19 protein-coding genes and 1 tRNA gene are annotated in these 20884 nt (G+C 39.6%); 12 read left to right on the top strand and 8 right to left on the bottom strand.

Going from position 1 to position 20884, the window contains the following annotated elements:
* The 3 genes from KBF71_06435 to KBF71_06445 form a co-directional block, all read left to right on the top strand.
* Positions 1-476, top strand: a 476-nt coding sequence (locus KBF71_06435) for an EpsI family protein (protein ID MBP9877951.1), incomplete at its 5' end; no start/stop codon positions are given.
* A 15-nt stretch (positions 477-491) separates the two neighbouring features.
* Complete coding sequence (locus KBF71_06440) at positions 492-2432, top strand: amidotransferase 1, exosortase A system-associated (GenBank protein MBP9877952.1); 1941 nt, start codon at positions 492-494, stop codon at positions 2430-2432.
* Positions 2398-3237: a trypsin-like peptidase domain-containing protein gene (locus tag KBF71_06445; GenBank protein ID MBP9877953.1), complete on the top strand. Its 840-nt coding sequence runs from the start codon at positions 2398-2400 to the stop codon at positions 3235-3237. The genes KBF71_06440 and KBF71_06445 overlap by 35 nt, the downstream gene beginning before the upstream one ends.
* Here the strand turns inward: KBF71_06445 and KBF71_06450 are convergent.
* Complete coding sequence (locus tag KBF71_06450) at positions 3234-3506, bottom strand: hypothetical protein (protein MBP9877954.1); 273 nt, start codon at positions 3504-3506, stop codon at positions 3234-3236. The two genes, KBF71_06445 and KBF71_06450, sit on opposite strands and share 4 nt — an antisense overlap.
* 294 nt (positions 3507-3800) lie before the next feature.
* Between KBF71_06450 and KBF71_06455 the strand changes: the two genes are divergently transcribed.
* From KBF71_06455 to KBF71_06475, 5 genes are all read left to right on the top strand, one after another.
* Positions 3801-4028, top strand: coding sequence for a DUF1150 family protein (locus KBF71_06455; protein ID MBP9877955.1), 228 nt, complete (start codon positions 3801-3803; stop codon positions 4026-4028).
* 112 nt (positions 4029-4140) lie between these two features.
* Complete coding sequence (locus tag KBF71_06460) at positions 4141-4356, top strand: hypothetical protein (protein MBP9877956.1); 216 nt, start codon at positions 4141-4143, stop codon at positions 4354-4356.
* A 204-nt stretch (positions 4357-4560) separates the two neighbouring features.
* On the top strand, positions 4561-5628 hold the full coding sequence (locus tag KBF71_06465; protein ID MBP9877957.1) for a hypothetical protein: 1068 nt from the start codon (positions 4561-4563) through the stop codon (positions 5626-5628).
* Between the two features lie 78 nt (positions 5629-5706).
* On the top strand, positions 5707-6489 hold the full coding sequence (gene cysQ, locus KBF71_06470; GenBank protein ID MBP9877958.1) for a 3'(2'),5'-bisphosphate nucleotidase CysQ: 783 nt from the start codon (positions 5707-5709) through the stop codon (positions 6487-6489).
* A gap of 11 nt (positions 6490-6500) precedes the next feature.
* Positions 6501-7301, top strand: a complete 801-nt coding sequence (locus tag KBF71_06475; GenBank protein ID MBP9877959.1) for a ferritin-like domain-containing protein — start codon at positions 6501-6503, stop codon at positions 7299-7301.
* A gap of 9 nt (positions 7302-7310) precedes the next feature.
* On the opposite strand, the gene KBF71_06480 is transcribed toward KBF71_06475, so the two are convergent.
* The 4 genes from KBF71_06480 to KBF71_06495 form a co-directional block, all read right to left on the bottom strand.
* Entirely contained in the window at positions 7311-8228 is a 918-nt protein-coding gene (locus KBF71_06480; GenBank protein ID MBP9877960.1) for a hypothetical protein, read from the bottom strand.
* Positions 8229-8422: 194 nt separating this feature from the next.
* Positions 8423-8499 (bottom strand) — tRNA-Pro (locus KBF71_06485).
* Between the two features lie 373 nt (positions 8500-8872).
* Positions 8873-10162: a nucleotide sugar dehydrogenase gene (locus KBF71_06490; GenBank protein MBP9877961.1), complete on the bottom strand. Its 1290-nt coding sequence runs from the start codon at positions 10160-10162 to the stop codon at positions 8873-8875.
* A gap of 22 nt (positions 10163-10184) precedes the next feature.
* Positions 10185-13724, bottom strand: a complete 3540-nt coding sequence (locus tag KBF71_06495; GenBank protein MBP9877962.1) for an indolepyruvate ferredoxin oxidoreductase family protein — start codon at positions 13722-13724, stop codon at positions 10185-10187.
* Between the two features lie 158 nt (positions 13725-13882).
* On the opposite strand from KBF71_06495, the gene KBF71_06500 reads away from it, so the two are divergent.
* Complete coding sequence (locus tag KBF71_06500; GenBank protein ID MBP9877963.1) at positions 13883-15703, top strand: M3 family oligoendopeptidase; 1821 nt, start codon at positions 13883-13885, stop codon at positions 15701-15703.
* Positions 15704-15705: 2 nt separating this feature from the next.
* On the top strand, positions 15706-15864 hold the full coding sequence (locus tag KBF71_06505; GenBank protein ID MBP9877964.1) for a hypothetical protein: 159 nt from the start codon (positions 15706-15708) through the stop codon (positions 15862-15864).
* Between the two features lie 62 nt (positions 15865-15926).
* Here the strand turns inward: KBF71_06505 and KBF71_06510 are convergent, their stop codons facing one another.
* Both KBF71_06510 and KBF71_06515 read right to left on the bottom strand, forming a co-directional pair.
* Positions 15927-16586 (bottom strand): hypothetical protein, encoded by a 660-nt coding sequence (locus tag KBF71_06510; GenBank protein MBP9877965.1) that lies wholly within the window; start codon positions 16584-16586, stop codon positions 15927-15929.
* A gap of 115 nt (positions 16587-16701) precedes the next feature.
* The gene (locus KBF71_06515) at positions 16702-18858 is read right to left on the bottom strand and encodes a sel1 repeat family protein (GenBank protein ID MBP9877966.1); all 2157 of its coding nucleotides are present in this window, start codon (positions 18856-18858) and stop codon (positions 16702-16704) included.
* Between the two features lie 218 nt (positions 18859-19076).
* Here KBF71_06515 and KBF71_06520 point away from each other — a divergent pair, with 218 nt between their 5' ends.
* Together KBF71_06520 and KBF71_06525 are read left to right on the top strand one after the other, a co-directional pair.
* A complete protein-coding gene (locus KBF71_06520) occupies positions 19077-19616 on the top strand; it encodes a hypothetical protein (GenBank protein MBP9877967.1) in 540 nt (179 codons plus the stop codon).
* Positions 19617-19719: 103 nt separating this feature from the next.
* Positions 19720-20580, top strand: a complete 861-nt coding sequence (locus tag KBF71_06525; protein MBP9877968.1) for a hypothetical protein — start codon at positions 19720-19722, stop codon at positions 20578-20580.
* 56 nt (positions 20581-20636) lie between these two features.
* On the opposite strand, the gene KBF71_06530 is transcribed toward KBF71_06525, so the two are convergent.
* On the bottom strand, positions 20637-20884 hold a 248-nt coding region (locus KBF71_06530), incomplete at its 5' end, for a hypothetical protein (protein MBP9877969.1).

Consider the following 20884-nt stretch of genomic DNA (forward strand, 5'->3'; position numbering starts at 1 on the left):
CTTCTATTCTAACACAATGTGCAACACTGAATAACCAACCTATCCAAATCAAAATTGTTTATTATCCTCATCAAGATGGAGATCATTCTCTCTTATTTTTCAAAAATCAGATGTTTGATGACACAACCGTGCAATGGAAAAAAACAAGCTCTTATCTGATTGAACAAAATAATCACCAAATCCCATTCAATCTTGAGACATTATACAGAAACAATGAGGATATACCGATTGCAGTCACCTATTGGATCAATGGTTTTTTCACAAATAGTAAAATCAAAGTCAAAATCAACCAGGCTCTCTCTCAAATGAAATATGGGCATCAAACCGGCTTTCTTGTCATGGTTCTTCTTCCAAAATCACAATCGAGTAATGATACCTATCAAAACCAACTTGATAAAGTGGTTCAATCATTACCTGATCTGAGCGATCTCTTTTCAAAAATACCAAACGCTTCTAATGCCTCTAAACCTCAATGATGAAATGATCCATAAATGTGCGGCTTAACTGGTATCTTTTACCCTCTGTCACAAAAATCTGTATCTTCTGGCCTGTTAAATGAGATGACAGATCTCATTCATCACCGTGGTCCCGATGGAGAAGGTTTCTTCTTTAACAAAAATCATTCATTAGGACTTGGTCATCGAAGATTATCAATTGTCGATCTTGCTGGTGGTAGCCAACCCATGAGTACAGTTGATGGCCAACTCACCACAGTCTTTAACGGGGAGATCTATAATTATCACGACCTCCGAAATGTGCTGGAAATTCTAGGATATCATTTCCAATCGAACTCAGATACAGAAGTCCTTCTTCATGGATGGCGTGAATGGAAAACAAAATTACCACAATACTTGCGTGGTATGTTTTCATTTGCTCTTTGGGATGAAACAGATCAAACACTCTTTATCGCAAGGGATCGGCTTGGCAAAAAACCTCTTCATTATTCATTTTTAAATGATGGAGGCATTGCCTTTGCCTCTGAGATTAAATCACTAGAATGCTTACCAAGCTTTGATACAAAGCTTGACCCAACAGCAATTGAAGATTTTTTTGCTTACAGTTATATTCCTGATCCAAAATCATTCTATCAGAAAACAGCTAAGCTACCTGGCGGACATTATTTACTAATCAAGCAAGGGCAAGAACACCCTATTATCAAATCTTATTGGGATATTCATTTTGATCAAACCAATCAAAAGAATGAAAAGGAACTCAAAAAGGAATGCATCTACGAGCTCACACAAGCTGTACGGGTGCGGCAAATGAGTGATGTCCCAATTGGCGCTTTTTTGTCAGGCGGCGTTGATTCCTCTGGTGTTGTTGCTCTGATGGCCTGTCTTTATGACAATCCAATCAATACTTTCTCAATCGGCTTTGATGATAAAAACTTTGATGAAACACAGTATGCACAAATGATTGCAACCAAATATAAAACCAATCATCACCATACACAAGTAAATGCAAATGATTTTCATTTGATTGACAAAATGATTGATCTCTTTGATGAACCCTTTGGTGATAGTTCAGCCCTGCCTACCTATCAACTCTGTCAAACAACAGCAAAACATCTTAAAGTTGCTCTCTCTGGCGATGGGGGAGACGAACTCTTTGCTGGCTACAGACGATACCATTTTCACCAAAAGGAAGAAAAAATTCGCTCTCTCTTACCAAATTCAGTACGCAAAAGCATTTTTGGTCCTTTAGGAAAACTCTACCCAAAATTAGACTGGGCTCCTCGATATCTCAGGGCCAAACAGACGTTTCAGGAACTCGCAGCCTCAAGTGCAGATGGATATTTCATGAATATCTCCTGCATGACAGATTATGAGAGAGACTCTCTTTTTAGCCCTTCTTTTAAAAAAGAACTTCAAAAATACCATGCCGTTGAGCTCATTCGTAAAACCTACAAAGAAGCACCAACACATGATCCTGTGTTAAAAGCCCAATATACAGATCTGAAAACATGGCTCCCTGGTGATATTTTAACAAAGGTCGATCGGGCTAGCATGGCATCATCTCTTGAAGTGAGAGCCCCTATGCTTGATCATCTGTTTTTGGAATGGTCAGCTCACTTGCCCATTTCCATGAAAATACAAGGCACTGAAGGCAAATACATTCTCAAGAAATCTCTTGAAGCTTTTGTACCGAATGATATTTTATATCGCCCAAAAATGGGATTTTCTGTGCCTTTATGCTCATGGTTCAGAGGCCCTTTAAAAACACAAATTCAAGAAAAGCTCCTCAAAGGAACACTCATTGAAAGCAACTACTTCAATCCCGCTGAAATTGAACGTTATGTCACGCAGCACTTATCTGGAAGTCGAGATCATAGCCGGACTCTCTGGCTTCTGATGATCTTTCAAGCCTTTCTTGAAAAACAACAAAAGAGACAAAACCATGACAAAAGTGATCAAAGACAAAATCAGAACTAAGATTAGAATCTTTTGGCTCTATCCCCTGCTCGTTTTTATCTTTTTTCTTTGCTATATTCACTTGGCTGATGCTGAAGATTTCACAAATACACTTCTGAAAGTCAAACCTTCTGTTGTTGGCGTTGGAACCTTTCAAACCGCAAGACAACCTCAATCTATTGTTCAAGGATCGGGCTTTGTTATCGGAAATGGACAATATATTTTTACAAATCAACACGTTTTGCCAGAAGGATATAGCACGACTTACAAAGAATCTCTTTCTGTCTTTCATGGTTCTGGAAACAATACAGCCATCTATCCCGTGACTGTCGTTGCCGAAAATAAAGAAACGGATCTTGCCCTCTTAAAACTAAACAATGATGTTCATTTGCCAACCCTTCAAATGGCTAGCATGAGTGACGTCAAAGAAGGCATGGCTGTTGCAATTACGGGGTTTCCCTTTGGATCTTCTCTCGGGTTTTTTCCGGTCACACATCGCGGTATTGTCTCTGCTCTTCCCCCTATAGCTGTTCCTGCACCCGGGACAAAAGCACTCAGCGCACACCGTATTCGTGAGCTTGATAATCCATATACAATCATTCAACTCGATATTGTTGCTTATCCTGGTAATAGCGGTAGCGCAGTCTATGATGTAGAAACTGGGAAAGTACTCGGTATTTTGAATAGTACATTCATCAAAAGCTCCAAAGAAGAGGCAATCTCATCCCCAACCGGAATCAGCTTTGCCATTCCCGTATCGGCAATGCAAAAAATGTACGATACTCACATGACCAACCAGAAACCTGAACCGGTTTCTAATAATTAAAGCGGTTCATAATAATGCATCATCCCAACTCGTCTATAAGGAAGACACATTGAACATATCAAAGCCATCGCACCAAGCATGAAAATCAAACCGAAATCGCTTTCAAAAAAGAAAAACAGATGTTGTATCAAGTTTTCAACATAAGCTAATCGATGAGCACTCTCATGAAAGATAGATTCTGGTATAAAGAAAAGTAAGGAAAGTGTTAGGAGTTTTCCACCAATATACAAAAATCCACATATTTTTAACTTTTTTAACGTCTGAAGCATTTTCTCTCCCCAGATCTCGTCACCTCTTTCACATATCATCCTGGATCTTGAAGCTCTACCACCACCTTACAATATGTTACTTAAGTATAAATATAGAACATAGACGTTAAAACCACGTTAATCGTGTTGTCAGACAGACAAATTGCATGTACAACAAACCATCGACAATCTTGATGTTAGGCTAATCAGCAGAATAATTTTTTGTTACCCCTTGTATTCTCTAAGGTAATGAATTAAATTATAAGTAATTCATTAACTTTTATAATACCAACGACCTCCACAAACGGAAACAAAATGACCAAATCCTTTTTACTTTCTTTAAGTCAAATATCTCCTGAAGCATTTAAAGCCTTTGGTATTGAAGAGATGGCATATATTAAGCCTATCAAGCTCAATGATGGTGACACAATCGTCTATTCTGTCCATGCCGCAGATGGGACGCCATTGAGCCTTATGAATGAAAAAGAGATCGCTAGAGCGACCCTTATTCAGAATGACTTAGCCCCCCAGAATATTCACTAAATATCCAATAAACAAAAGTACTTGACAATATACAACAAATTGTAGTATAAATATAATTAGTAATTTATCAAATTGCTAATTAGTTAAATTTTATTTATAGGAGAAGTCGAATATGAGCGCATTAGGCAATAGCTTTATAGATTCATACAATCAACCCGCAACCAATAATTGCCAAGAAGAAGCCGGCCTCAACGGACCACTAAAAAGATCTCCAAAATTTATCGCAAAAGATCCATCACAAACAAAGAATGAAAAAATGAGCACGCTCGTGCTACCTCCAGTTGCGGAAAATAGACCTATCACAACAATCCCTGTCTTTCAAAAATAGTCTTAATATTTATCAAAACTTAAAGAAAAGGGAGTCACTAAGGCTCCCTTTTCTTCTTTTACCTTACATAAAAGCCCCCCCCTTTTTCAATATAAAAATAACAAAACATAACTATCGCTTGACATTAAATAAAATTATGTTAAAAATATAAAAAAACAAATGCAATATATTGTTTTTTAGACATTTTAAGCAGGAGATATTTACATGAGCTTTTTTAACAATGATCCTTTCAACACACCATTTTTCCAAAACGCACAGAAGCATTTTGAAGAATCTGGCGGATTCAATTCCCCCTTCTTTCAAAACGCACCAAGATTACTAAACACTACCTTCAGTCCTGTACCACAACACACTTTTCCGACTACCCCTCCCGCAAGAGTCATTGAGACATCATCACCTATAACATATAAGCCTGTCGATTTACCAGCACGGAGCATTAGCCCTGTTGAACCTCCAAAGGCACCACCAAAATCATCTACTGGAGGTAAACCACCAACATTACCTCCTATGCCGCCTGTAAATCCGCCCAAACCACCTGCACAAAACGTAGTTCCTGCTGCAAAAAGAGCACTTCCTGTTCTTCCAGCAAAAAAAGCTGTAGCAGATTTTGATGCTCAATTTAATCAATTTTATGCTGAGCAAGAAATGTTCATGTCATTCATTATTTTAGATTTTTTTAAGGGAAATGTAATCGAACATGATATCTATCACTACATCACCACCATCGATAAAAAGCTCTCTAGAATTAAACAAACAAGAGATATTGAGGCACTGAATAAGTTAAAAATTAAACTGAAGGCTAAGCTCAGGCAATATGCTAACAAACCTGCATCGATAACACCTCTTAGCAACCATTTTGAGTATTGTATTAAAGCCTATTTGGGGTGTGCTGCTGGAGATCACAGAAGCTTAAAAGACCTCATCGCCATCAAAAGTCAAGAAGACCAGCGGAGAGAGACAAGCCATCTTCAGAAAAAGCAAGAGCATTTAGAGCAAGAAGCGCGACCTAACAGTCAATCATCAAATAAACTCTTCTACCATGGAATCGTAAAATCATATCTCAAAAAGCAAAACATCTCTGAAGGTGATGCGAATTATGAGAGCGAATTCGAGAGCGCTTATGATGTTCTAAACAAAAACTTCTTTAATAAAATAATGGATGAAATGCATGCAAGTCATGTTCCAAAAGCACCTCAGGAATATCTTCAACCATATCTATTCACATCGAACAATTACGATAGAGATAGTAGGCCTGCTTATAATTACTACTAAAAAATAACTTCAAAAAAGGGGAGTCAAGTGGCTCCCCTTTTTTGTTACGATGACAGCCAAGATGTGATATAAATAAGAATGATCATAAATGAAACCCTTCATCCCGAATCGATTACAGAACTTTGCCAAATAGCACTTGAAGCTGGCGATGTTGCGATGCATTACTATCAAAAGCCCCTGGATGTATACAGAAAATCTGATGGCAGCAAAGCAAGTATTGCTGACAAAGAAACTGAAAAAGTACTTATCACAGGTATCAAATCTCTCTCTTCGCTTCCCATCATTTCGGAAGAAGATTATGAAACAAACCCCATTGAACAAATTAATGCTGAAACCTACTGGCTTTTAGATCCCATTGATGGCACCTCAAGTTTTCTGGCAAACAAACCTGAATTCACAGTGAATATTGGTCTCATCCACCAAAAGTTTCCAGTCCTCGGGATCATCTACGCCCCAGCAACAGATGAACTTTATTACACATCAGCAGGTAAAGCCTATAAAAAATCCAAAGACACACTTCCTATTGAGCTTTCCCTACCAAAAGAAATACGCGAATCCATTCGGATCATTCTAGGACACTCCTCTGCCCGCATGCCCTTTATGGATCAATATTTAGAAAATCTATCTGTTGAAACCATCTCTTACCTTGGCAGCTCTCTTAAATTCTGCCGCATTGCAGAAGATATCTTCGATCTATACCCTAAGTTTGGCTCAACCAAAGAATGGGATACAGCGGCTGCGCAAGCGATTCTCGAAGCTGCAGGGGGGCACATCACCGACTTTCATGGTGAAAGACTTAGTTATGGCAAGCCTCATTTTAAAAACCCCTTTATGAAGGCCTTTGGCTCGATCAATCAATAATGGACTCTCTCATGCATCCCCCTCATTTCACCACTCTCTGCGCTGGCGCTGTTTTTATCTTACAAACAGCAACGCCTGAAGAAAAATCAAGCCTTAGTCGAAAGCTCGCAGCTCTTTGGCAAGAAGATCAAATTCCTTTAGGAGAAGCTGAACCGCCTTTAAGGCCAAATAGACCAGATAAACCTGATCTTTTGATGCCCAAAGATATGCCAAAAAGACGAAAAGCTGGAACACTTGCAAATAAAATTGCACTGCTCCACTCACTGGCTCATATTGAACTCAATGCCATAGATCTTTGCTGGGATATCATTGCGCGTTTTCCAGGAATGCCCAAGGCCTTTTATGATGATTGGGTCAAAGTTGCAGATGATGAAGCACGGCACTTTATGCTCATTCAAAACAGGCTCTTAGAACTAGAATCAGAATATGGGGCTTTGCCTGCTCACGATGGTCTTTGGGAAACAGCGATTGACACAAAAGATGATCTTCTGGCGAGGCTTGCCATTGTGCCTATGGTTCTTGAAGCACGCGGCCTTGATGTAACGCCTGGTATGGCGCAAACTTTTCGGAATGTTGACGATGACAAGACTGCAGATATTATTCAAATCATTCACGATGATGAAATCCATCATGTCAAATATGGCAAGGCTTGGTTTGATTATCTATGTGAGAAAGACGGACTTGAGCCTATTTCAACTTGGCAACATTTGGTTCTTACTTACTTTAAAGGCAAACTGAAGCGGCCTTTCAACTATACGAGTCGCAATCTCGCAAATTTCCAGGCCGCTTTTTATGATCCTATTTCAGTTTAAACCTTCATCTTAATCATCACCATCATCTGGCTCTGATGGCGGTGGGGCTGATGGAGCTGGCGCAGTCGATGGAGCAGACTGAGTTCCTTGATCTCTTGGTGAATCTCTATCTTGAAAACCTGTTGGATCTTCATCAATAATATAAGTATCAACTGGAGGAAGAGGCACTACTTTCTTCATCTGTGGAATAGGTGTAGCTGGTGGCGCTGATGGAGTTGGTGCAGTTGATGGGGCAGACTTCGTTGCCGGAATTGAAGGCAAGTAGTCACCATTTCTGATGTCTAAAGCAATCCCACTTCTTAGGTCTCCCAGTACATTTAACTTTAAAGAGTCCTCCAAGTACTTACCATCATTATCATTCAATTTCCCCCCTAATTTGCCATAAGGTGTATATTTCATCCAAGAAGCAAAATCACTCAAAATATTCTCTACTTGTCTCAAAGTCAATGGATCTGGGAATCCATTGGGATATTTCTCTTTCATATAATCAACTAACCCTTTTTTTAAAGCAGCTTCAGGAAACTGTGAGAAATTACTATCTATATGAGAATCCAACAATGCCTTAAAATCTGCTGCTGTTACTGTTTTACTTTCTATTTTTGCTCCTGACACTTGCTCATTCAAGTAATTACCAAAAGCCATTTTCGCAAAAGTCTCTTTTGTTGTCCCATCTGCTGGCGGTGTTGTTGCATATTGTGCAAATCGTGAATCTGCTAAAAAGGCAGCCACGAACTTCTCACTAAAAGGTGGATTTAAACTCTTCGCTATATTCGTCAATTCCTGCTGAAATGAGACACCATCGTCAGCAGCGCGTGCCTCAAACGAGAGCGTAAAAACTGTAAGAACGCCTATAACGGTAATGATACTCAGTGCTTTAATGGCTGAGAACATACCCTCTGATCTGTCTGTAACTGTTGTTATTGTCATTTTTTTCTCCTCCTGATCATGTTCAATATCTACAAAACCTACCTATAGGAATTATTATAACATGAATTAAAATAAATGTAAAATTTTATTTAAATTATTATATTAGTGAAAAACCCACCTACCACTAAAAGATATAGTGCTATACGATCTAGGGTTTTGACGATAAAAAGAGAAAGGGGGATATAAGAGAAAACTGGTCGGAGCGGTGGGATTTGAACCCACGACCCCTAGCACCCCATGCTAGTACGCTACCGGGCTGCGCCACGCTCCGAACATAGGCCATACTATAGCGTGATCTTAAGCAAATCGCAAGGGTGGAATCTTAAATCTAAAGACTCAGAATCAGAATCTTCAAGTGAAAATCTTAAGAGCAACCATTACAGGCCACTTAATCATTATGGCACTGTATAGATAAGTCGTCACTCAGAGCCTTCCTTCTAGGAAAGCGTGGAGTCTCTAGGACGTAACAAATAAGTCCAAAGCATGTGGATACTGTCCAGAGATTCCATCCTCCTACGCTAAAGCTTCGGCGGGACAGGCGCCACCTCTAAATGAGGCGGCTCTGAATGACGGTTCTTTAAATCAAAGTCATAGTTGGTCAAGAAAGAAATTATAACGCAGCGATATCGAGATTTCACCTATTCTCACAAAGACCAATAACTGACATGATTTGCAAAATCTGAACGATTCTGGTAAAAGAATGACTTTACATCAACAAAAACAGCAGCTTTTGGATTTAAAAAACCTTGTAATCCCTTTATACCAAGCTCTTTAAATTCTTTATGAGATACAGCCAAGATCAAACAATCTAGGTTCATCAAATCTTTTTGTTCACAGAGCTTTACGCCATATTCTTCATGGGCTTCTTCAACACTTACATGAGGATCATGGATCAATAAATGATGAATCCCAAAGTCAGACAATTCTTTGATAATATCTGGCACGCGGCTATTGCGCAAATCCGGGACATTTTCTTTAAAAGTGAGCCCTAAAATACCGACCCGAGCTGTTTGAAGATTCACACCCTTTTGCATCATCAATTTAACAGTCTTTTCAGCAATAAATTTACCCATGCCATCATTGATACGGCGGCCTGCTAAAATCACTTGAGGATGATACCCAACACTTTCAGCCTTCGCCGTTAAGTAATAAGGATCAACACCGATGCAATGCCCTCCAACCAAACCTGGCGTAAAGGGTAAAAAATTCCATTTTGTGCCGGCAGCTTCTAGCACATCTTTTGTTGGAATATGAAGACGATCAAAAATGAGAGATAGCTCATTCATCAAAGCAATATTTAGATCACGCTGTGTATTCTCAATCACTTTTGCTGCTTCCGCAACTTTGATGGAAGAAGCATAGTGCAGGCCAGCTTTTACAATTTTACCATACACATCTTCAAGCGCTTTTAAGGTGGTCGCATCTTCTGCTGCAATGATTTTTTGAATCGTCTCAAGACGGCGTTCTTTATCGCCTGGATTAATCCGCTCAGGCGAATAGCCCAATTTAAAATCAACACCTTGAATCAAACCAGAGATCTTTGCGAGCAAAGGTCCACAGAACTCCTCTGTAACGCCCGGATAAACCGTTGATTCAAAAACAACAATTGCTCCCTTGCTGAGAACAGGACCGATGCACTCGCAAGCTGATCTTAAAGGAGATAAATCAGGTTGAAAATTTTGATCTATTGGCGTTGGCACCGTCACAATAAAAAAGTTCGAATTCCTCAGATCATCTCGATCATCCGTAAAGGCTAGACGATTTGTCTTTAACTCATCGCTACTCACTTCACCTGTTGAATCATGACCCGATCTTAATTCCTCAATACGCTTTTTCTTAATATCAAATCCAATGACGCTCTCAAAATACTTTGCAGCACCAACAGCAACTGGCAGTCCAACATATCCAAGCCCAATCACAGCAATATTGTACATTCTTCTTCCAACTCCTTTTAACTCATGAGGCATGGCGTAAATGACCTTCAGCAGACTGAGATAATTCTTTATCAGCTGCCGGATCAAAAATATGTGCCATTAGCTTCTCTTCTCTCAACTTTACCCCTTTTAGATGCTCTTCTTTGACGTGACCATAGCCTCTTATCTCTTCTGGCAATGATACCAATTGAAGCATTAAAATATAATTTTCGTCATTCAAAAGAGGTAAAAGGCGATCAATCAACTGCTCATAATGCTTAATCAATCCTCTTTCAGCTTGTCTTTCTGCACTATAACCAAAAATATCAAAGGCTGTACCACGTAAAAATTTCAGCTTTGCGAGCACAGAAAAAGCACTTAACATCCAAGGACCAAAAGTTTTCTTTTTCAAGTGACCTGTTTCAGAATCTTTGTCTGCGATCAAAGGAGGCGCAAGGTTAAATTCAAGCTTATAATTTCCTTCAAAAGTCTGCTCTAAGTACTTCTTGAAATTACCATTTGTGTAAAGTCTTGCAACTTCATACTCATCCTTATAAGCCAAAAGCTTATAATAATATTTTGCAACTGCCTGTGTCATTTCAAGATCTTTTTTACCCAAAGTCTCTTCTGCTGTTCTTACACGATCAACAAGCGATGCATAGGTTTCAGACAGAGCCTCGTTTTGATAATTTTTTAAATCTGACATGCGACGTAAAACCATCTCTTCCAGCGTTTCTGACTTTCTTTGGAAATCGAGTTCAAGTCCTTTGCTCAATTGATTCAATTTTTCCGCAATAAAATCAGGTGTTTCTGCTGCGATACGGCCAATCAAGAACGACAATTTATTCTTATCAACTGAGACATTGTTCATCTCAATTGCCTTTTCAATCGCTTGATGTGTTACAGGCACAAGCCCTTTTTGATAGGCAAAACCAAGCATCATCAAATTAGCTTCAATCGTATTTCCGATCAACTTTGCAGCAACATGCGTTGCTCCAAATTCATGCACAAATTTTTTATCGCCACATCGATTCACAATTTGCTTTAATAAGCCCTGATCAGAGATTGAAAAATCAGGATTCTTTGTAAAGTCAGATGTCATTGTAATATCTTGATTGATCACAACATGACTGTGCTGAGGGCACAATCTCTGCAAAATATCTGCACTGGCTGACACGACCTTATCACAGCCGAGCAATAGATCTGTCTCACCAATTGAAATGCGTGAGGCAAAAATTTGATCATGTCTTTTTGCGATCTTTAAATGAGTCGTGACCGCTCCGCCCTTTTGAGCAAGGCCAGCCTGATCAATCATCGAGCAAGCATTGCCTTCCATATGAACAGCCATGCCTAAGATTGCACCGATTGTCACAACACCTGTACCCCCGATGCCTGTTACCAGGATAGAATAAGCACTGTCGTCAATCGACGGCAATTTTGGATCAGGCAATGTGCTTGTATCATAATCTTGGAAGAATCGTTTATCAGGCGCTTTTAGTTTCCCTCCATAGACGGTCACAAAACTTGGACAAAAGCCTTTCAAGCAAGAATAATCCTTATTACAAGAAGATTGATCGATCTGTCTTTTACGACCAAATTCTGTTTCAACGGGAGTGACTGACAAACAATTGGATTTCAGAGAACAATCGCCACAACCCTCACAAACTTGTTGATTAATAACAACACGTTTTTGTGGATCTTCAAGAAGACCGCGCTTCCGGCGGCGGCGTTTTTCAGCAGCACAGGTCTGCTCGTAAATCAAGACTGAGACGCCTGCATAATCTCGGAGTTTCTTCTGCACTTTATCCAAATCATCACGCTGATAAAACTCAACAGGCACATCCATTTTAAGGGGCGAGCCTTTACCTGCTGTCTTATATTTTTCAATATCATCTGACATGACAATGATCTTTTTGACACCTTCATGGTAACATTGTGAAGCAATCTCTGAAACACTAATGGGACCATCAACAGGCTGTCCACCCGTCATGGCAACAGCATCATTGTATAGAATTTTGTATGTGATATTTACATCGGCTGCAACAGAAGCTCTGATCGCCAAAAGCCCTGAGTGATAATAAGTCCCATCACCCAAATTTGCAAAGACATGTTTTTCTTTTGTAAAATCAGTCTGGCCAATCCACGGAACACCTTCACCGCCCATTTGCGTATAAGTTTCAGCGTGCCTTTCTGGCATCCAGATTGTCATATAGTGACAGCCAATACCCGCAAGAGCACGTGAACCTTCTGGTAATTTGGTAGATGTATTATGGGGACAACCTGAACAGAAAAATGGCTTACGATCGACAAATTCATGATTCTTACCAGGCTTGAAGGCAAGTGACTGCAAGTAGTCAACATGGCCTTGAACATTTGGAACAATGGTATAATCCGCTAATACGGTTCCTAGTTTAATCGCAATTTCCCAAGGAGAGAGCTCACCTGCGGAACTCAAAAAAGGCTGCCCTTCTTTATCGGCCTTACCATAAATCACAGGACGCGCTGTATCCTTCATCCCATAAAGAATTTGTTTGACTTGATCTTCAATAACCCCACGCTTTTCCTCTACAATCACAAGCAATTTATGATTTTTTGCAAACTCTTCAATACCCTGTGGCTCAAGAGGCCAGCTCATACCAACCTTGTAAAGCGAAATGCCAAAATCTGCAGCCTGTTCATCCGTTAACTCAAGCCATTTTAATGCCTGGCGCACATCCAGATAAGACTTACCAGTTGTGATAATCCCAATTTTTCGCTTGGGTGCTGCAATCACTTCCTTGTCAATTTTATTGGCTCTGACAAAAGCTTGAGCTGCAGGCAAGCGATAATCCAAAATGCGCTTCTCTTGTTCAAGCGCAACATCTGGCCAGCGAATATTGAGCCCTCCTACTGGCAGGCGGAAATCAAGCGGCGTCTCAAACTTATATTTTGCAAGATCAATATTGAAAGTAGATGAGCTATCAACCGTTTCAGTGATTGTCTTAAAGCCAACCCAAAGACCGCAATAGCGTGACAAGGCAAAACCAAAAAGCCCCATATCAATAATATCTTCAACGCCAGCTGGGTTTAAAATTGGAATGAAACAAGACATAAGAGCTTGTTCAGATTGATGAGGCAATGTTGATGACTTACAGCCATGATCATCGCCCATCAGCAAAAGAACACCACCTTTAGGATCCGTTCCTGCTGCATTTGCATGTTTAAAAGCATCGCAAGATCTATCAATACCAGGCCCCTTACCGTACCAGATTCCAAAAATACCATCATATTTCATATTCTCAGGATGAAGGCAGGTTTGCTGACTCCCCCAAACGGCTGTTGCGGCCAAATCTTCATTGATCCCTGGACGGAAAACAATATGATGATCTTGCAAGAACTTCGTTGCTTTCCAGAGCGCTTGGTCATATCCACCTAAGGGTGAGCCTCGATAGCCTGAAATAAATCCAGCTGTATTGAGCCCTGATGCGAGGTCTATCTCTCTTTGCAACATAGGAAGCCTGACTAAGGCCTGAATCCCTGACATAATGACTTCACCATGAACGCGGGTATACCTATCTTCTAAATTCACTTCACGCAGCAACATACAACCTCCGACTTATTTTTATCTTTCTTGTCATTTTCTAAATAATTCTCTATCCTAAGCTATAAATCTCAAAAACGAAACGAAATATTTATCGCTTTTTAAAACTCATCAATGAAAATAAGAAAACGATGCAAGCAACTCGAATGAAGGACTATGATATGCTCAACAAATCTCCAGCGACCGAAATCGATCAAAGCACTTTACCAGACTGGGATTTATCTCATCTTTACAAGTCTTTTGATGATCCTCAAATCAAGACAGATCTTGCCAAAGCACAAAATGAAGCGACATCTTTCAGAACTGATTATTTTGAGAAAGTGACCAACCTTTCTGGTGATGGACTTGCAAAATCAATTGCGCGTATGGAAGCTCTTGATGAAACTTTAAGCAAAATCATGACCTACATTGGGCTTCTTTATCAAACAAGGCTCGAAACACCCGAAGTCGGCAAAGCCTATCAAGACCTGCAAGAACAAATCACTGACCTTTCATCACCCCTTATTTTTTACACGCTTGAGCTAAATAATATCCCTGAGGCTGATCTGCAAAAAAAATACGCGGAGAGTCCTGCCTTGATTGCTTACAAACCTTGGCTTGACGTGCTCCGTCTTTACAAAGACCACCAACTCTCTGATGAAATGGAAACGCTCCTCAATGATAAATCAGTGGTTGGCAGCTCTGCTTGGTGCAGACTTTATGAAGAATCCCTGGCTGCGCTCAAATTTCCTTTCAGAGGTAAAGATCTCTCTTGCACCGAGATTTTAAACCTGCTCTCAGATAAAGATCCATCTAACAGAAAAGAGGCCGCTGAAACTCTAGGTAAAGTTTTAGGTGAGAACATTCGCCTTTTCACGATGATTACAAACACCCTCGCCAAAGATAAAGAAATTAGCGATCGTTGGCGTAAATATCCAAATATTGTTTCCTCACGCAACCTTGCAAATCAAGTTGAAGATGAGGTCGTCGAAGCGCTGACTGAAACAGTCAAAGAACATTTCCCCGTTCTTTCTCACAAATACTATAAACTCAAAGCAAAGTGGTTTGGCTCTGATACTCTAAACTATTGGGATAGAAACGCGCCCTTGCCGCAAGATCAAGACCCTCCATTTTCATGGAAAGATTGCCAAAACCTTGTTCTGACCGCCTATGAAGAATTTTCCCCTGAAATGGCAGCAGTTGGCAAACGCTTCTTTGATGAAGGCTGGATTGATGCAAAAGTATACAAGGGCAAAACCTCTGGTGCTTTTTCACATCCATCTGTTCCCTCTTCTCATCCTTACATTCTTGTAAATTACCTCGGCAAATCACGTGATGTAATGACTGTTGCCCATGAATTGGGCCACGGCGTTCACCAAGTTCTTGCCAGCAAACAAGGCTATTTCAAATCTCATACCCCTCTAACCATCGCAGAAACAGCTTCTGTATTCGGTGAAATGCTGACATTCCGTAAGCTTTTATCACAAAAATCAGACCCGATGGCGCGTAAAATACTGCTGGCATCAAAAGTTGAAGATATGCTCAATACCGTTGTACGTCAAATTGCCTTCTTTGAATTTGAGAAAAAACTTCACACAGCACGTAGACAGGGCGAACTCAGCTCAGAGCAAATCGGAGAATTCTGGATGGAAATCCAAGAAACAAGCCTTGGCCCAGCCATCACCTTTGATGACAATTACAAAAACTATTGGGCCTACATTTCCCACTTTATCCATACGCCTTTCTATGTCTATGCCTATGCATTTGGGGATTGCCTTGTCAATTCACTCTATGCCCTCTATCAAAGCACCTCAACGGCGCAAGAAAAGGATTTATTTGTGAAAAACTACCTCGACCTTCTCAAAGCTGGTGGATCGAAAAGACATAAAGAACTTCTTGCTCCTTTTGGTCTTGATGCCTCTCAAAAAAGCTTTTGGACCAAAGGTCTTGCGATGATAAGCTTAATGATCAAAGAAATTGAAGATATTGATCAAAAGGGATAAAGATGACGGACAAAAAAGTGAAGGTTGAAAAGGCAAAGCAAAAACCTTTGCCGCCTAAGAGCAATTTAGCAACCCCAACAAGAACAGATGCCAGAGCTGAGGCACTCAGGGCTAATCTGCGAAAACGGAAAGAAAAACAGCGCAGCGCTGGTGATAACTGAAATTTCTCAACAAAAAACCCTTCACTTAAAGTGAAGGGTTTTTAAAATATAAGCCTTTGCTATTAACGTCTTGAATAACGAGGAGCAGGAGCACTTGCCCTTTTTACTTCAATTTGAGCTTCGTACAATGCTAGCTGAGCTTTGCTTCTCTCAAGCAAAAGCTGATTATAAGATATCTGACTTTCTGCGAACTCTTCTAAAGATCGCTTATATTCCTCAATATTTCTTTCAGCATTACGAGCAGCCATCAACATATTATCTCTCATCTCATATAGTTTTTCAAGACTATGAGGTATTTCGAGAGCTTCACCTCTTTTCTGCGCTGATCTGAAATTTACGAACTCTTCCCTAGCATTTTGCGTGTCATTTAAAATTTTATCTCTCATTTTTTGACGATTGAGCTCTGCCCTAATATCAGACCTTTGACGATGTAAATCAACTAGTTGCTTAGATTCTAGATTTCTTTTCTCAATTTGCTCGATCATCAATACGAGTTTATTGAGCCTTGCCTCAAGAGTTCCAACAATAACAGGCTTTTGCATCAGGGCCGGCGGTGCGCCACCATCTTGATCTTTAATCTCAACCTTTACAGCAGCTTGAGGGTTTGCTCTTTTTAAGAGACCATTTAATTCAAGACGAAATTCAGGATTTGGACTCGGGTTAGGGTTAGCTTGAATTTGATCTTGATTCGAAGCAGCAGCGTTTTTCTGAATATGACTCATTTATTTCTCCTTTTAAAATACTATTTGTCTTTCGAAAATATAACAGACATGATCATTGGTAACACATTATTTAAAAAATGTCAAGATTTAAATTAATTTAGATAGATATTTCAATTTACAAAGCTTGAATCTTTTTATGCGCAATATCCTTCATCGCATCCATATGAAAGTCTGATGGAAGCGTTGAATCAACTATAAGCTTATAATATTCTAATGCTTTAGAAGTATTTTTACTGACACCCCTACCATTCTCATACATATCGGCTAGATCAAATTGCGCATCAAATCGATCGACTGGATCCGCATCTGGATTCTCTGTAACCATTTTTCTATATTTGAAAGCTTTTTCATCATCATGACCAAAGGCTACCGTAATTTCTGATGCTTCATGCCCCTCATAAATATCAGCAAGCCTGACTTGCGCTATAGGATTTCCAGCGCTTGCAGCAAGAACATAAGCCTTTTCTGCATCCTCAAAAGCGTGAGTAAGGTGTGAAAATTCAGCAGTTTTCAGCGCTCGCATTCCTATATTATTGATATCAATGCGTAATTGTCTCACTCGCTCGATTTGATTTTGAGATGCTTTAGTGTTATGTAAAAACAAATCACAATAATGGAGACTTGTTTCATAATGTCTACTTTTAACATATTCATCAGATCGACTTAAGTAAAAGGAGTCAAAGGCCAGATAATATTGCGCATTTGGATGCCCTTCCTCCGCAGCCAAAGCTAGATACTGACCTCCCCAGTTATAATGTAGATTTGCCAATTCCTCTTGACTCATATTCATGAATTTAAGATCTGGGAAATGCTCCACCAAAGTCTTTAACATATCCGAATTCAAAGGTGTGTTCACTATATCAATAATTGGTGGTTTCTTGGAAAGCCCTGCTAGCAAATCATTCCCTTTTTCTTTCACCTCATCATAAATTTTTGCTATTTGCATAAACTTGAATCGGCTTTCCACATCCTCTTGGGTTGGGTACACAAAATTCTCCCGATCTTTACTGGTAAAAACAACATAAAACTTGTCCCCGTAGCCCATCTTCTGCAAATGGAATTCAATGCCATTCACCAAATCATCAACAGAATCATAGGAACAAGCTGAAAATCGAGGATCATAGTTCACCTCTTCAGACGTCATATTGGGATCAAAGTAGTAATAGTGCCCCTCCCGATAAATAGCTGTGGTTGCATGATAATCGTGAAGACCAGCTCTAATTGTGATCTGGGCAACATTTGTTTCAAACATACAACTCTCCAGCAAGGATGGTAAGCTTTTTGATGTGACTTCATACTCTTCTGATATAAAATATGGCCTATTGTATATGCCTGGAAGATCTTCTTGATTGGAAGTAGGAACATCAATTGCCTGACTCAATAACTCATTTCTTTGGATATCCTGACCCTCTGCATCTAAAAACCATCCACCTGGCTTGGGAGCGATTGAATCTCCCTCCCAAAAATATTGTTGCTGGAATCTAATAATTTCAATAAACTCGGTTATCTCTCTTGTGAAATCTAACCTTATCTGCTCTTCTGGTAAAAGATCATCTCGATATAGTCTACCAGACTCTTTGCCAGTCTGTGGAATTTGATATGAAAAATTCTCAGGTGGCACAAAAAGGTCTCCATCCCAATTCATTATTTTTTGAGCAATCTCAAAATATTCCCCTGTACGATCCTGACCCGTTTCAGGATTAATCAAAATTGACAATTCACCAAAATAGAGGGCAAAACCTAAACAATGTCCATTATCCACTTTATCATCAGAAAGACTTTTGATAATAAGATCAGTCATCTGTTTTGAATATTTCTCAGGATATTTTTGATGAAGAACCATGAGAACATCTGCAAATTTCTTTAATAAATAAGATTGTTTAATATTGAACTTTCTATCAACAGCAACTGATTGCTTGTTCCCAATTTTAGACTGTTCTAAGGGCTCCAATCGATCAATTTTTCCAAGCCAAAATTGAGCACTTTTGGATCCAGATTTTGCAGCCTTTAGAAACAACTTAAAGGCTCCAACAAAATCTCCTTTTACGCGTGCCTGTTGCGCCATTCTATGAAGCTCACGTGGAATAGAGAATTCGCGCGAAACCTCAACTGGCTTACTTTTAATCCCTCTATGCCCAACTGAAACAACAGTCTCACGCGCAACAACTCTCCTATGAGCATCTCTTATAGATTCAACTCTATATGCTCCGCTTTGGAAAGCTTGTTCTAATTCCTGAATCTTTATTTTTTTGATTTCTGAAAGATCTGACATTTTGCACCTCTTTCACCTCTCTTATATTATACATCAATTCAATAAAATTTTAAAATAAGTCAACAATATACACGAATGAAACCACATCTTATTGATTATTAATAATTTTTCAATTATCCTTAATTATCTCTTGACAAAAGATTAATTTTTATATAATGTAAAGAAGATGTTTTAGGTATGGAACATTCTTGACTAGTAATTTGAGTAAGGAAATTGATATGACATTTGCTATTTCGAATTTCTCGACTATTCAAAACTATTTCTACGGCGCTCCGAGCACTGAGGCGACAGCGGTTGCAACATCACGCACATCAGATGATGCGCAAGATGTTTCTACAAAGTCACTTCAATCTCGTCAAGTCTCTTGGGCGGCTTCAATTGCAAAAGGTTTGGGCTGCAGCGATTCAACTGTGAAAACAATTGATGATACTGCAATTATCTGTTCAAACACAGGTTCAATTGTAAAAAAAGCAGCCGAAGTTTGTGGAAAAACTTTGTCTACGCCGAAAAAAATGGCTGTCATGGGCGCAGTTGCAGGTCTACAATTTGCATTACATAACGTGAGTTCAACGGACTCACAAGACGTAATGAAGAATGTAACAAGTGCAGCTTCATCCTTGACTGACGTTGCTCAAGGCCTTATCGGTCTTACAGCAATGACATCTGGTACAGCGACAGGCATTCTACCTGCTGTTGTTGCAGCCAGTACACTCGCTTATGGCTTGTGGAGTTTTGCAGAGCTTTATTCTGCTGCATAAGAGTAAAATTATACTCTATATGATTAAAAGCTAGTGGCTCCTGAAAAGAAGCCACTAGATTTATTTTTAAATGAACGATTTTAAATTTAGATAAGGTATTTTTATGTCAGATATTCAGAATACAGGTTCACTGCAACCTACAGTTTTTCAGGATTCAACCAAAGCAATTCAACCTTCATTTATGTGCAAAAGAGATGCTACAGTTTTGCTTTCTCGATTACTCACTCCTTTCTTTGGCTTTGAAGTGCCTGAAAAAAGAATTCAATTCCGTATCGCCGGAAACAAAATGAGTGAAAATCTTCAAGATGACCTTAAAGCTGCACAGGACATTGCCAAAGAAGCCCTAAAATCAACCAAAGAAGGTATGGGGCTCATTGCTCAAGGAACAATTCCAGATATTGCTATGGGTACAATTCAAACCATCACAGCTGCAGGTCAATTTGGCTCCCTCTTAAAATCTCTTACAGGTGTTTTTGCATATACCGCTGAAGCTGCACGCCAAGCCAAAGAGACCTTTGCACCAGAACACGCGCCAGCTGAGATACGAAAATCATCCTTTATACGGCAAGGCCTCGGCATCCTTCATTACGTTGGAAACCCTGAAGGATCGAAATCAATTCAAGAGTTCAATGAAAAAATCATGAGAAATATAGAGCTTCAACATTGGCTGAAGATAGAAGAAAACCCGAGCAGAGCAAGAATCAGCAATGTTTATATAGTAACAGTCCAATTTAATAAAGAACAAAAGCAAGTAAAATTAGCCATTCTAGAATCAGGAGAAGCTCTTCTTTTAATGCAAAAAGGGCAAGAAAACATGATTCGTTTTTATTCTCCAATCTTAGATAAATCATATGAACCTTCAGAAGAACTGCCGATCATCGTTCAGGGACCTGCATTGGCTCCAAAAGAACCTCAAAGCGCTCCGTTGATTGAAAAAGTTGAAGATTCTGAAGCACAAGACTAAAACAGAAAAATAAACGCATTTAAAAGCCCTTCAGTGAAGGGCTTTTTTCTTTGGATTTAAACAACCGTGCCGTGATAATGACTTTTATAAGCAAGATCCACAATCATATCCACCAATCCAACATCAATAAGCATGCGCAAAACTGAGGAACTCACATCGTGCGGAATCGCTAACTTTTCTAATTGAGAGGACAATAATTCCTTTAAACATAGTGCATCTTCTTGACTCGAAGTTTCAAAGGCCTGATGTGAGGCACTCACATTGACCTCACGCGCATGAGGGAAAAGTGTAAGCGCATCAAGCA

The sequence above is a fragment of the Alphaproteobacteria bacterium genome (genome assembly GCA_018063245.1).
Classification (GTDB): Bacteria; Pseudomonadota; Alphaproteobacteria; order JAGPBS01; family JAGPBS01; genus JAGPBS01.

What these genes read in the sequence shown, in the direction of transcription:
- KBF71_06520 (MBP9877967.1), top strand. Translation starts at nt 19,077, where the DNA reads ATGACATTTGCTATTTCGAATTTCTCGACTATTCAAAACTATTTCTAC.
- KBF71_06480 (MBP9877960.1), bottom strand. Translation starts at nt 8,228, where the DNA reads ATGACAATAACAACAGTTACAGACAGATCAGAGGGTATGTTCTCAGCC.
- KBF71_06475 (MBP9877959.1), top strand. Translation starts at nt 6,501, where the DNA reads ATGCATCCCCCTCATTTCACCACTCTCTGCGCTGGCGCTGTTTTTATC.
- KBF71_06490 (MBP9877961.1), bottom strand. Translation starts at nt 10,162, where the DNA reads ATGTACAATATTGCTGTGATTGGGCTTGGATATGTTGGACTGCCAGTT.
- cysQ (MBP9877958.1), top strand. Translation starts at nt 5,707, where the DNA reads ATGATCATAAATGAAACCCTTCATCCCGAATCGATTACAGAACTTTGC.
- KBF71_06510 (MBP9877965.1), bottom strand. Translation starts at nt 16,586, where the DNA reads ATGAGTCATATTCAGAAAAACGCTGCTGCTTCGAATCAAGATCAAATT.
- KBF71_06495 (MBP9877962.1), bottom strand. Translation starts at nt 13,724, where the DNA reads ATGTTGCTGCGTGAAGTGAATTTAGAAGATAGGTATACCCGCGTTCAT.
- KBF71_06445 (MBP9877953.1), top strand. Translation starts at nt 2,398, where the DNA reads ATGACAAAAGTGATCAAAGACAAAATCAGAACTAAGATTAGAATCTTT.
- KBF71_06500 (MBP9877963.1), top strand. Translation starts at nt 13,883, where the DNA reads ATGCTCAACAAATCTCCAGCGACCGAAATCGATCAAAGCACTTTACCA.
- KBF71_06465 (MBP9877957.1), top strand. Translation starts at nt 4,561, where the DNA reads ATGAGCTTTTTTAACAATGATCCTTTCAACACACCATTTTTCCAAAAC.
- KBF71_06460 (MBP9877956.1), top strand. Translation starts at nt 4,141, where the DNA reads ATGAGCGCATTAGGCAATAGCTTTATAGATTCATACAATCAACCCGCA.
- KBF71_06505 (MBP9877964.1), top strand. Translation starts at nt 15,706, where the DNA reads ATGACGGACAAAAAAGTGAAGGTTGAAAAGGCAAAGCAAAAACCTTTG.
- KBF71_06455 (MBP9877955.1), top strand. Translation starts at nt 3,801, where the DNA reads ATGACCAAATCCTTTTTACTTTCTTTAAGTCAAATATCTCCTGAAGCA.
- KBF71_06515 (MBP9877966.1), bottom strand. Translation starts at nt 18,858, where the DNA reads ATGTCAGATCTTTCAGAAATCAAAAAAATAAAGATTCAGGAATTAGAA.
- KBF71_06440 (MBP9877952.1), top strand. Translation starts at nt 492, where the DNA reads ATGTGCGGCTTAACTGGTATCTTTTACCCTCTGTCACAAAAATCTGTA.
- KBF71_06525 (MBP9877968.1), top strand. Translation starts at nt 19,720, where the DNA reads ATGTCAGATATTCAGAATACAGGTTCACTGCAACCTACAGTTTTTCAG.
- KBF71_06450 (MBP9877954.1), bottom strand. Translation starts at nt 3,506, where the DNA reads ATGCTTCAGACGTTAAAAAAGTTAAAAATATGTGGATTTTTGTATATT.